Raw genomic sequence first — 13,475 nt, forward strand, 5'->3', positions numbered from 1 at the left:
GCTATTTGACTTTAAAAAAGATAGAAGAAGTAGTAAATCCAATAGTTTATATTTTTATAACTTTAATTTTAAGTTCTATTTTTTATGGATTATTTGATAGTTTTAAGAAGCTTACAATTTTTATTGTTTGCTTCTTTTTTATATGCATTTTATATTATTGTGGAATCAAATTTACTTTTATAATTAGTTTTTTCTTTATTATGGGAATAGTTATTAATTATTCATACTATAATACTTCATATGCATCACAACATAATATAAGAATAATAAAAAATAATTCATATGAGACTGTTGGTTCTTATAATGGAAAAAAAGTGATTTTGAAAAATTTTAAAAAAGAAATAAATGTAGGAGATAAATTTAATGTAAATGGAAAATTTAAAGATAATTCTATAAAAGAAAAAGGAATAGTGGGTACTTTATTTATAACTAAAGTAAATAAACAAAACAATGATATTATAAGTAATTTATATTATTTAAAAAATAAAGTTTATAAGATGCTAGAAGAGAATGTTGGTAAAAGAAAAGCAGGATTAATATCATCAATTGCTTTTGGATATTCTGATTATTTAGATTATGACGATAAAGATAATATGAAAAATTTTGGAATAATACATGCAATTAGTGTTTCAGGATTACATGTTGCCATAGTATATAGTGTTTTAAAAAGATTTTTAGGAGTAAAATTAGGGTTATTATTTAGTATAGTATATGTTTTATTTACTGGTGGAAATTATTCTAGTATTAGAGCCTTTTTAATGTTAAGTACATTGGAATTAAGTCATTTAGTAAAAAGAAACAATAACTCTCTTTCGGCATTAAGTGTATCAGGAATAATACTTTTATTAATTAGACCTTATGCTGTTTTTGAAGTTTCATTTCAATTATCGTATTTGGCAACACTAGGTATAATTTTATATAATAAAAAGTTTAATTATAGATTTTATAAATTACCTAGTATATTAAGGAATACTTTAAGTATAAGCTTATCAGCTCAAATATTTACTTTTCCATATTTAGTTTTAGTTTTTAAAGATGTATCTATTAACTTTGTATTAGGAAATTTATTTTTACTACCATTAATTAATCTAATGGTAATATGTGGGAATACTTTACCTATCACATGTTTTATTCCTAGTTTATTTGATTTTTGTAGTTATATTAATTTAATTATATTAAGATGGTTTGATTGGACTATAGATAAAATTGAATATTATTCATTACCTATAATTAATTGTAATGAATATATAGCTATATTTTATATGAGTATTTTAATTAGTTTGTATTTTATAAAAAATAATCAAAAGAAATTTATTTACTTTCCGATTTTATTTATATTAGTTATAGGTATTAAATTATATAGTCCTATGCCTGAAATACAATATTATAATGAAGGAGCTTTTTTAATTACTTATAAAGGTGATAGGGTACTTTTAGTAGAGAAAAATAATATAGATATAAAAAGATTAAAGAATATTACTCTTACAAATAAAGTATATCGTGATAATTGTATTATAAATATAGGGAATAAAGCTAAAATAAGAAAATATAAAAATAGTTATGTATTAAAAGTTAATAATAAAAATTATATGCTTAAAACTAATAATAAAAAAGTTAATTTTAAAGATTATGTTATAATAAATTTTAGTGACAATAATATAAATAAAGTTATATTATTTAAAGATAAAGTGTTATTTTAGATGTGTAATAAAGGAAGAGGGATTTTGTTTTGATTAATTATGAAGTTTTTGAAAGAGAAATTGAAAAAGGAACTATAAGAAATTCATATATATTTTGTGGATTAGATGAAGAAATAATAAAAGACTCTATAAATTCAATACTTAATAAAACAATAAGTAATGATAAAGATAATCTTAATTTGATAAAAATAGATGGTATGAAAACAAATTTTGATGATATTATGAATGCATGTGAAACTTTTCCTTTAATGAGTGAGAAGAAAGTTGTAATTGTATATAGAGCTAACTTTTTAAAAGATAAGAGTGATGAAGCTTCTAATAAACTTTATAAAAAAATATTAGAATATGCCTCTGATATGCCACCATATACTATTTTAATAATGTACTATTTATTTAATGATAAAAGAGAAAAACCAAATAAAAATAAAAAATTGAATTCATTAGATAAATTAATTAATGTAGTATATTGTGATAAGTTAAGAAGGGATACTTATATAAAAAAAATAAATGATATATTTAAATTGAAAAAAAAGAATATAGGAAGAATAGAACTTATGTATTTTGCAGAAAAGGTGCAAAATAACTTTGACATAATAAAAAGAGAAGTTGACAAATTAATTTCTTATACGAGTGGAAGAGAAATAACTAAAAAAGATATTGATATGTTAATATCTTCAAATGGTGAAGAAGATGTATTTGATTTAGTAGAACTTATAGCACAAAGAAAAATTGAAAGAGCCATGGATGTAATGAAAGATATTTTATATAAATCTGATCAACATATGCTTATAATAAGTAATATTCAAAGACATTTTGTTAAACTGTATGATATTAAAAGTGGTTTAAGACAAGGTAAACGAGTAAGTGATTTTATAAAAGAATTAAGATTACCACAGTTTGTTTGTGAAAAATTAATAGGGCAAAGTAATAAATTTACAGAAAAGCAATTAAGTGAATTGGTAAAATTATGTGTTAATACAGAGAATAATTTAAAGTCAAGTGGAGTAGATAAGACTATGGAAATGGAATTGTTACTTGTAAATACTTTAACAGTAAAAAGATAATATATATAAAAATAAATAACCCACCAAATGGTGGGTTTATTAGATTACGCCATAGCGTTTAATTTCGCAGCTAATCTAGATTTCTTTCTTGCAGCCATGTTTTTGTGAACAACACCTTTTGAAGTAGCTACATCTAAAGATTTAGTTACTGCTACGAAAGCAGCTTTAGCTTCTTCAACATTGTTAACAGCTACAGCAGTTTCAAAATTTTTGATAACAGTTTTTAATGCTGATTTTATCATTCTATTTTTTAAAGTTTTAGTTTCAGTAACTTTAATTCTCTTTTTTGCTGATTTTATGTTTGCCATTCTTCATTCACCCCCTTAAATTTTTATAGGGCCCCTGCAGCTTTTGGGGAAATCTGCTTTTCTTTTAATTTCAACAAACCTTATTATAGCATTGAAAGTTATGTAATTCAAGTATTAAATTTAAACATATAGGAAAAATAATATTATTACATAAATAGAGATGGAGGTAATGAAATAATGGATGTTAGAACAGATTTAGCTATTGAATCAAGAGAAATGTATATAAAGAAACATAATAGAGAAATAGATGGAGTTGTTGCAGAAGAAGAAAGAGAAGGAGAAATAAAATTTACAACTGTAAAAGTAAAAAATGAAGAGGGAGCTAAAAAAATAGGGAAACCTATAGGAAATTATATAACAATAGATATTCCTGAATTTACAGTATATGATGGTGGAATAATGGATGATGTTTCTAAAGTTTTAGGAAAAATACTTAAGAGACTTATTAATTTGGAAAAAAAACAAACTGCATTAGTAGTTGGTCTTGGAAATTGGCAAGTAACACCAGATGCTTTGGGTCCTAAGGTTGCAGAGAAAATAATGGTTACTAGGCATTTAGAGGTTGTTATGCCAGAGGTGATGGATGATACAGTAAGATCAGTATGTGCTATAGCACCAGGAGTGTTGGGGATAACAGGGATTGAAACAGGAGAAATTATAAAGTCATTAGTAGATAAAGTCAAACCAGATATAGTAATTTGTATAGATGCATTAGCATCAAGACATATAGAAAGAGTTAATAGAACTATCCAGATATCAGATACAGGAATATCACCAGGTGCAGGTGTTGGAAATAACAGAAAGGAAATAAGTGAGAAAACTTTAGGAGTAAAAGTAATAGCAGTAGGTGTTCCTACCGTTGTTGATGCTGCAACAATAGCAAGTGATTCTATAGATCTAGTAATAGATGAATTAATAAGTAAGGTTTCATCTGGAAAAGAATTTTACAATATGCTAAAAGATATTGACAAATCAGAAAAGAAGCTTCTTATAAAAGAAGTTTTATCTGCTAATGTTGGCGAATTGATAGTAGCACCAAAAGAGGTGGATATGATTGTAGAAGCTTTATCTAAAATTATATCAAATGGAATAAATATGTCTCTTCAACCTGATATGGAAATGGAAGATATAAATAAATTTTTAAATTAAAAAAGTGGCTAAGCCACTTTTTTATTCTTTAAGAAATTATATTTTTTTAAATCTTTGGATAACCTAGATTATATTTTTGCGTAAAGATTAAGAAATAAAACTTAAATAATAAAAAGAAAATATATTTACCTGCCAGATTTTTCTTACATACGTTCGAAAAGGCTGATACGTAAAAAATCGCCAAGGCTACTGTGGAGCCGTCGATTTTTTATATTTTCTTAAAGTTAATAAATTTATAAATAAATATAATAATTATGTAAATTTAATAATATAAATATAAAAGAAGCAAGGGGGGATTAACTTGTATAAAATTACGCCAAGAAGAGAAAGTTTTAAACAACAGAATACAAGAATTAAGCTTCTTTCAGGAGTTAATGGTGGAATGATATTTTTAATTATTATAATACTAATATTTTTTTTTAGAGTTGGTAATATTTTAAAAAACTGTAATGAAAGAGGTGGGTATGCCTATGTTCAATTATTAAATTTAGGTATGCCATTAGTAAAAGAGCAAGTTTATAATGAAGAAAGTTATGCAGAAAATAATTTATCATTAGAAAATGTTGTTTTAAAAGCTGTTGGTTTGGATTGCTTAACTTATAAAAATATATTAAAAAGTGAAGTAGGATTTTTTTATAATATTGGAGATAAAGAAGAGTCTAAAGTAACTTTTAATCAATTTAGTGTAAATGAAGATAGTATATTAAAATTTTCTTCTAAGGAAAAATCTTTAAACAATAAAATTTATGATCCTTCTTTGAAGAAACAATTAAATGCATCAAAACCAGAGGTCTTAATTTATCATACTCATACAACAGAGGGGTATGCAGAAGCTCCTGGTGGTGCTCCTGATACTACTGATGAAAATGCTAATGTAGTTGGTGCAGGAGATGTGTTAGCAAAAGAATTAGAAGAGAATTATGGAATTTCGGTAATACATGATAAGACAAATCATAGTGTTTCATATAATGATAGTTATAAAAGGTCAAGTGAAACTGTAGATAAATATTTGAAAAAATATGGTGATTTTAAAATTATATTAGATTTGCATAGAGATTCTGTACCTAATAAAGATGCAATGACTACAAAAGTACAAGGAAATAATGCTGCTAAAATTATGTTTGTAAATGCTAAAAATAGTACAAGATATAAGAAAAATAAAGAGTTGACAGAAAGAGTATTTAATAAGACTAATGAATTATTTCCGGGATTAACACGAAAAATACTAACTTATACTAGAGGAAAAAATGCATTTAATCAAAGTAAAAGTGATGGAAGTATACTTTTTGAAATGGGTTCTAATGTAAATTCAATTGAAGAAGCAAAAGTTACAGCAAGATGCATGGCTAGAGTACTTGCTGAAATATTAAATAGATAAGAAGTTTTATATATAAAGACATTTAAGGCATATGAAAATAAATAACAAGTTAAATATGCGATGGATATTTTGTGAAACACAATAACTTGGGTTTTGTTAATAGTTGTGCTATTAGTAGGTTTTAAGGAAGAAGCAATTCACAAAATAAATTATTATACTGACTAGTTATTTATTTGAATATGCCTAAAGCAAAGTGAAAAATAATGAATAATATTAATGAAATAAGACCATTATTTAGATAAATATATCTAAAGGTGGTCTTTTGAAATGAGAGAAAAAAAACATTGGCTATTAAAAAAAGTATTACCATTAATATTTTTAATTCTAATTGTAATTGGTGGACTTATAAAAATAAATATAATTAATACAAAATCTTTATCTCCACTTGGAAATACAAATCAAAATTATAAATTAGTTAAGGAAGAGTTTGGAGAAGATTTTTCAAATTTTATAAAAGATAATTCGCAAGTTAAAATTTATAAAGAAGGTAACAAACAATTATTAATTAGAATAGGTAATAAAGATTTAATAATAAATGAAGAATCAATTTTCACTAAAAAGTTGAAGAAATTGTTCAATAAAATCAGCATTAATTTTACGGGATTAAAAGAAAATGCGTATAATTTTGTTCATAAATCTGAAGAATAATATTTAGATAAAAGGCTTTGAGAAAGTTTTATATAGAAATATCAAATACATGTATGATATAATTTAGGCACTTGAAAAAATAAAAGGCTTTATTTAAATACAATGGGGGTGACTAAACTATCTTATTAAGATAGTTATATATATGAGTGAAAGACAAAAATATATACGAAATTTTTCAATAGTAGCACATATCGATCATGGTAAGTCAACACTTGCAGATAGATTACTTGAAACAACTGGAACATTAACTAAGAGAGAAATGGAAGAGCAAATCTTAGATAATATGGAAATAGAAAGAGAAAGAGGTATAACGATAAAATCTCAAGCTGCAAGACTAGTTTATAGAAGAGAAAATGGAGAAGAATATATATTTAATCTTATTGATACTCCAGGACATGTAGATTTCACCTATGAAGTTTCTAGAAGTTTAGCAGCATGTGAAGGAGCATTATTAGTAGTTGATGCAACTCAAGGAATTCAAGCCCAAACTTTAGCAAATTGTTATTTGGCTTTAGATAATGATTTAGAAATTTCACCGGTTATAAACAAAATTGATTTACCTTCAGCAAGACCGGAAGAGGTAAAACAAGAAATTGAAGATGTGATAGGTATAGAGGCTGAAAGTGCACCTATGATTTCAGCAAAAACTGGATTAAATATAGAGCAGGTTTTAGAAAATATAGTTGAAACTTTACCACCACCAGCTGGTGATGAAGAAGCACCATTAAAAGCGTTAATATTTGATTCTTATTATGATAGCTATAAAGGTGTTGTATGTATTGTAAGAATACTAGATGGTAAAGTAAAAATAGGTGATAAGATAAAACTTATGGCAACTAATAAGGTTTATGATGTAACAGAAGTAGGAGTATTTATTCCAAGCTCTCTTCCGGTATCAGAGTTAAGTGCTGGAGATGTTGGATATATAACAGCATCAATAAAAAATGTTAGAGATGCAAGAGTTGGAGATACTATAACAGAAGCTAATAGACCAACAGAAAAGGCGTTACTAGGATATAAACCAGCAATACCTATGGTTTATTCAGGAATATATCCAGTAGATGGAGCTAAGTATGATGAATTAAAAGAAGCATTAGAAAAATTACAAATAAATGATGCAGCTTTAAATTTTGAACCAGAAACATCAATTGCTTTAGGCTTTGGTTTTAGATGTGGATTCTTAGGATTATTACATATGGAAATAATTCAAGAAAGAATTGAAAGAGAATTTAATCTAGATATAATTACAACAGCACCATCTGTTATATATAAGGTTACTAAGACAAATGGAGAAGTGTTAGATATTACAAATCCAACTAATTTACCTCCTATGACAGAAATAGATTATATGGAAGAACCTGTAGTAAAAGCATCTATAATTACACCAACTGATTATGTTGGAGCTGTTATGGAATTATATCAAGAACGTAGAGGAATTTATATAGACTTGCAATATATAGAAGAAACTAGAGCTGTTATAATTTACGATATGCCACTAAATGAAATAGTTTATGATTTCTTTGATACATTAAAATCTAGAACTAGAGGATATGCATCATTAGATTACGAATTTAAGGGGTATAAGACAACTAAATTAGTTAAGCTTGATATTTTATTAAATAGTGATGTAGTAGATGCTTTATCAATGATAGTACCAGATGAGAGAGCTTACAGTAAAGGAAGAGCTATAGCTGAAAAATTAAAAGAAATAATTCCAAGACAAATGTTTGAAATTCCAATTCAAGCTGCAGTTGGTTCAAAGATTATAGCAAGAGAAACTGTAAAAGCTATGAGAAAAGATGTATTAGCTAAATGTTATGGTGGCGATATTTCAAGAAAGAAGAAATTACTTGAAAAACAAAAAGAAGGTAAAAAGAGAATGAGACAGGTTGGATCTGTTGAAGTGCCACAAGAAGCGTTTATGGCCGTATTAAAAGTTGATTAGATATATGAAAATAAATACCAAGTAGAAGATGTGACGTATATTTTATGAAATACAATGACTTGGGTATTGCTAATAGTTGTGCTATTAGTAGGTTCTAAGAAGGAAGTTGTTGACAAAATAAACGGGCATACTGACTAGTTATTTATTTGAATGTGTGTTAGAAAATTTTAAATTTACACATAAAAAAGGCTGACAAATGTGTCAGCTTTTTTTTGTATAAAGGCTATATTTTAAATAATTATTAAAATATAGCCAACTTAAAATATTAAAAAGTATTAATTAGGAGGAGAAAAGATGAAAGAACTATTTTTAAAAGAAATGTCTTTATATATACATATTCCATTTTGTAAGCAAAAATGCTTATATTGTGATTTTCCTTCATATTCAGGAAAAGAAAAATTTATTAGTAAATATATAGATGCTCTTAATGAAGAGATTAAATCTAAAGTTAATCACTATAAAATTAAAAGTATATTTATTGGTGGGGGTACCCCTTCATATTTAAATGAAAAAGAATTAAAAAAACTTTTAAAGTGTATAAATACTTTAAACTTAGAGAAAGATTTAGAATTTACTATAGAATGTAATCCAGGAAGTTTAACTGAAGAAAAATTGGAAATAATGAAAAAATATAATGTAAATAGATTAAGTATGGGACTTCAATCTACTAAACAATCTATATTAAAGGAAATTGGAAGAATACATACTTTTGAAGAATTTGAAAATAACTATTTATTAGCAAGAAAAATAGGATTTAAAAATATAAATATAGATTTAATGTTTGGACTTCCAAATCAAAGCTTAGAAGATTGGAAAAACGCATTAAATAAAATAGTGGAACTTAATCCAGAACATATATCTGCATATAGCTTAATAATAGAAGAAGGCACATGCTTTTACAATTTATATAATCAGAATAAGTTAAATTTACCATCTGAAGATGAAGAAAGAGAGATGTATTTATTAGCTAGGAAGATATTAAAAGAAAATGGATATTATCAATATGAAATTTCTAATTTTTCAAAGGAAGGAAAGGAGTGTTATCATAATAAAGTATATTGGACATTAAAAGAATATTTAGGTCTTGGTGTCTCATCTAGTTCTTATATTAATGGAAAAAGAATAAAAAATATAGATAATATAGAGAATTATATTGAAAATATAGATAATAATAAAAGTGTGAATGAAGAAATTTATATAAATAATATTAATGATAACATGGAAGAATTTATGTTTATGGGGCTTAGAATGATTAAAGGAATAGAAGAAGAAGAATTTAAAGCTAGATTTAAAAAAGATATAGATGAAGTATATGGCTTAATTATTGTTAAAAATATCAAAAGAGAATTATTAGTACGCAATGAGGGTAGAATATATCTAACACCCCATGGAATAGAACTATCTAATAGTGTTATGAGTGATTTTATAATATAAATTTAATAGTAAATCAAAGTAAAAAAGAGAAAATTAGAGAAAAAACGAAAAAGAATTAAATAAAAGAAGTGAAAATGTATATATCAAATATAAATGCAATTGACAAAAAGCATGATAAATACTATATTAAAAACATAGTCATTAGCACTCGTAGATAGTGAGTGCTAACAAAAGAGGTGAGATTATGACTATTGATGATAGAAAAATAAAAATACTTCAAGCTATTATCAATGATTATATTCATACTGGAGATCCAGTTGGCTCTAGAACTATTGCTAAGAAGTATAATCTAGGGGTTGGATCTGCAACTATTAGAAATGAGATGGCAGATCTTGAAGATATGGGTTATTTAGAGCAACCTCATGCTTCATCAGGTAGAATTCCATCAAGTAAGGGGTATAGATTATATGTTGATAAACTAATGGAAAATCAATTATTAACCCCAGAAGAAGACTTAAGAATAAAACAATATATTATAGATTCAGCAATGTTAGAAGTAGATAAAATAGTTAGACAAACAAGTTCATTATTATCAGAACTTACTAATTTAACCTGTGTAGTTCAAGCTCCATCAGTTAAAAAAAGTTTTATAAAATCACTTCAATTAATGAAAGTTGATAACACTACATTAGTGTCAGTAATAATAACAGATACAGGAGTAATAAAAAATCATATAATAAGGGTTAAGTGTGCTCCAACAATAGAAGAGTTAAATAAGATAAATACAGTTATTAATAGAAGACTTGTAAATCTTTGTATAGATCAGATAAATTTACAAGTGATTAATAAGTTAAAGGAAGATTTAAAAGGGTATGATGACTTATTTAATGCTCTTTTAACTCCGTTATATGAAACATTGAAAAATGCAGCAGATTCACCTGACTTAATTATGGAAGGTGCTACAAATATATTCAATTATCCAGAGTATAATGACATTGAAAAAGCTAAGGCAATGTTGTCTCTTCTTAATGACAAAGATTCATTAAGGGATTTACTTAAAACTAATGCAGATATAACTATTAGAATAGGTGAAGAAAATTATCAGCCTCAAGCTAAAGAGTGTAGTATAATAGCTGCAGAATATTCTTTAGGAAATAGACCTATTGGAACTATTGGACTAATAGGACCTAGAAGAATAGATTATTCTAGAGTTATAGCTATAATGGCTGAAATTGTGAAAGAGTTAAATAATATATTAAATAATCAACGTAATTAATTTTACAATCAATAAAGAGAAGAGGTGTAATTTCAGAAATGGAATATAACGATGAAAATTTAAAGAATGAAGAAGTTGTTGAAGATGTTATTGAAGAAGAAAAAAAAGAAGATAATATTGAAAATAATGAGAACGAAAAAGAAAATTTAGATAATGAAACTTCTGAAGAACCTTTAAATGAAGAAGAGGATGAACTTAGCATGGCAAAAAAATATAAAGAAGAAAATGAAAAGTTAAAGCAGGAAATACAATCTTTAAATGACAAATTATTAAGAGTTACTGCTGAGTATGATAATTATAGAAAAAGAACAACTAAAGAAAAACAAGGAATATACTCAGATGCATGTGTAGATGTAATTAAGGAAATAGTTCCTGTTCTAGACAATCTTGAAAGAGCTGTAACGGCAGAAGGAAGTCTTGAAGATCTTAAAAAAGGTGTAGAAATGACTATGAAATCTTGCCAAAGTTCTTTTGAAAAATTAGGTATTGAAGAAATAGATGCATCAGCAGAATTTGATCCTAATTTTCATCAAGCAGTAATGCATATAGAAGATGAAAATTTTGAAAAAAATCAAATAGCAGAAGTATTCTTAAAAGGATATAAGAAAGATGACAAAATAATTAGATATACAGTCGTTAAAGTAGCTAATTAATTAACTTGCCTATAAAAAAGAGGCTAATATTCAAATAAATATACAATAAATTAAACCGAATGTAGGAGGAATATATTATGGGAAAAATAATAGGAATTGATTTAGGTACAACTAATTCATGTATTGCAGTTATGGAAGGTGGAGAACCTGTTGTTATAACAAATTCAGAAGGAGCAAGAACTACTCCATCAGTAGTATCTTTCCAAGCAGATGGTGAAAGATTAGTAGGTCAAGTAGCTAAAAGACAAGCGATAACAAATCCAGATAAAACTATTATCTCTATAAAGAGACATATGGGAACTTCTTATAAAGTAAATATAGATGGTAAAAATTATTCACCACAAGAAATTTCAGCTATGATACTTCAAAAAATAAAAGCTGATGCTGAAGCTTACTTAGGTGAAAGTGTAACACAAGCGGTTATTACTGTTCCAGCTTATTTCAATGATAGTGAAAGACAAGCGACAAAAGATGCAGGGAAAATTGCTGGTTTAGAAGTGTTAAGAATAATTAACGAACCAACAGCTGCAGCCTTAGCTTATGGATTAGATAAAATGGATTCAAATCATAAAATCTTAGTTTATGATTTAGGTGGTGGTACTTTTGATGTATCTATCTTAGAATTAGGAGATGGAGTTTTTGAAGTATTATCTACTAATGGAGATACAAAACTTGGTGGAGATGATTTTGACGAAAAAATCATGGATTATATAGCAGATACATTTAAAGCTGAAAATGGTGTTGATTTAAGACAAGATAAAATGGCTCTTCAAAGATTAAAAGAAGCAGCAGAAAAAGCTAAAATTGAATTATCATCTTCAATGCAAACAAATATTAACTTACCATTTATAACAGCTGATGCAACAGGTCCAAAACATATAGACCTAAATTTAACAAGAGCTAAATTCAATGAAATAACTCATGACTTAGTTCAAAGAAGTATAGAACCTATGAAAAAAGCATTAAGTGATGCTAGTATTTCTATAAATGAAATAGAAAAAATAATATTAGTTGGTGGATCAACAAGAATACCAGCAGTTGTAGAAGCAGTTAAAAACTTTACTGGAAAAGAACCATCAAAGGGAGTTAACCCAGATGAATGTGTAGCAGTGGGAGCAGCTGTTCAAGCAGGAGTATTAACAGGAGAAGTTAAAGATGTATTATTATTAGATGTTACACCATTAACTTTAGGAATAGAAACAGCTGGCGGAATTGCAACTCCATTAATAGAAAGAAATACAACTATTCCAACTAAGAAGAGTCAAATCTTCTCAACTGCAGCTGACGGTCAAACATCAGTTGAAATAAATGTTGTTCAAGGTGAAAGACAAATGGCTATGGATAACAAATCATTAGGAAGATTTACTTTATCAGGAATAGCTCCAGCACCAAGAGGAATTCCTCAAATTGAAGTTACTTTTGATATTGATGCTAATGGTATTGTTAAAGTATCAGCATTAGATAAAGGAACTGGAAAAGAAGCTAATATAACTATTACAGCATCAACTAATTTAAATGATGATGAAATAGATAAGGCTGTAAAAGAAGCAGAGAAATTTGCTGAAGAAGATAAGAAGAGAAAAGAAAAAGTTGAAACTTTAAATAATGCAGATCAATTAATATATCAATCTGAAAAGACTTTAAATGAATTAGGTGACAAAGTATCAGCAGAAGATAAAGCTAAAGTTACTGAAAAAATAGAAGCTCTTAAAGCTATAAAAGATGGAGAAGATCTAGAAGCTATAAAGAAAGCTACTGAAGAATTAACTCAAGAATTCTATGCTGTATCTTCTAAAGTTTATGCAGCAACAGGTGGAGATCCATCTCAAGCTGGTGGATTTGATCCAAATGCAGCAGGTGGAGCACAACAAGAACAACAAGCACCACATGATGATAATGTTGTAGATGCTGATTTTAAAGTAGATGAGGATAAATAGTTTTACTATATTCTAGTTATCTAATATAATATGAGAGGGAAGG

At 26.6% G+C, this 13,475-nt stretch carries 11 protein-coding genes; 10 read left to right on the forward strand and 1 reads right to left on the reverse strand.

Translation table 11 applies throughout. From position 1 onward, the window contains the following. Positions 1 to 5: 5 nt before the first annotated feature. Positions 6 to 1,700, forward strand: coding sequence for a ComEC/Rec2 family competence protein (locus tag BGI42_RS04220; RefSeq protein ID WP_105165897.1), 1,695 nt, complete (start codon positions 6 to 8; stop codon positions 1,698 to 1,700). A gap of 29 nt (positions 1,701 to 1,729) precedes the next feature. Then, complete coding sequence (gene holA / locus BGI42_RS04225; protein ID WP_069679124.1) at positions 1,730 to 2,764, forward strand: DNA polymerase III subunit delta; 1,035 nt, start codon at positions 1,730 to 1,732, stop codon at positions 2,762 to 2,764. Between the two features lie 44 nt (positions 2,765 to 2,808). Here the strand turns inward: holA and rpsT are convergent, their stop codons facing one another. Further along, complete coding sequence (gene rpsT, locus BGI42_RS04230) at positions 2,809 to 3,072, reverse strand: 30S ribosomal protein S20 (protein WP_069679125.1); 264 nt, start codon at positions 3,070 to 3,072, stop codon at positions 2,809 to 2,811. Positions 3,073 to 3,246: 174 nt separating this feature from the next. Between rpsT and gpr the strand changes: the two genes are divergently transcribed. The 8 genes from gpr (at position 3,247) to dnaK (ending at position 13,432) form a co-directional block, all read left to right on the forward strand. Next, positions 3,247 to 4,221, forward strand: a complete 975-nt coding sequence (gene gpr / locus BGI42_RS04235; protein WP_069679126.1) for a GPR endopeptidase — start codon at positions 3,247 to 3,249, stop codon at positions 4,219 to 4,221. 301 nt (positions 4,222 to 4,522) lie between these two features. Beyond that, positions 4,523 to 5,599: a stage II sporulation protein P gene (locus BGI42_RS04240; protein WP_069679127.1), complete on the forward strand. Its 1,077-nt coding sequence runs from the start codon at positions 4,523 to 4,525 to the stop codon at positions 5,597 to 5,599. A 267-nt stretch (positions 5,600 to 5,866) separates the two neighbouring features. Next, a complete protein-coding gene (locus tag BGI42_RS04245) occupies positions 5,867 to 6,247 on the forward strand; it encodes a hypothetical protein (protein WP_069679128.1) in 381 nt (126 codons plus the stop codon). A 142-nt stretch (positions 6,248 to 6,389) separates the two neighbouring features. Next, complete coding sequence (lepA, locus tag BGI42_RS04250; RefSeq protein WP_069679129.1) at positions 6,390 to 8,192, forward strand: translation elongation factor 4; 1,803 nt, start codon at positions 6,390 to 6,392, stop codon at positions 8,190 to 8,192. Between the two features lie 294 nt (positions 8,193 to 8,486). Further along, positions 8,487 to 9,626, forward strand: coding sequence for a radical SAM family heme chaperone HemW (gene hemW / locus BGI42_RS04255; protein ID WP_069679130.1), 1,140 nt, complete (start codon positions 8,487 to 8,489; stop codon positions 9,624 to 9,626). Positions 9,627 to 9,810: 184 nt separating this feature from the next. Beyond that, complete coding sequence (hrcA, locus tag BGI42_RS04260) at positions 9,811 to 10,842, forward strand: heat-inducible transcriptional repressor HrcA (RefSeq protein WP_069679131.1); 1,032 nt, start codon at positions 9,811 to 9,813, stop codon at positions 10,840 to 10,842. 38 nt (positions 10,843 to 10,880) lie between these two features. Continuing rightward, positions 10,881 to 11,495 (forward strand): nucleotide exchange factor GrpE, encoded by a 615-nt coding sequence (grpE, locus tag BGI42_RS04265; RefSeq protein ID WP_069679132.1) that lies wholly within the window; start codon positions 10,881 to 10,883, stop codon positions 11,493 to 11,495. Between the two features lie 77 nt (positions 11,496 to 11,572). Then, the gene (gene dnaK / locus BGI42_RS04270) at positions 11,573 to 13,432 is read left to right on the forward strand and encodes a molecular chaperone DnaK (protein ID WP_069679133.1); all 1,860 of its coding nucleotides are present in this window, start codon (positions 11,573 to 11,575) and stop codon (positions 13,430 to 13,432) included. Positions 13,433 to 13,475 lie beyond the last annotated feature (43 nt).

Source organism: Clostridium taeniosporum, from assembly GCF_001735765.2.
In the GTDB taxonomy this organism is placed as follows: domain Bacteria; phylum Bacillota; class Clostridia; order Clostridiales; family Clostridiaceae; genus Clostridium; species Clostridium taeniosporum.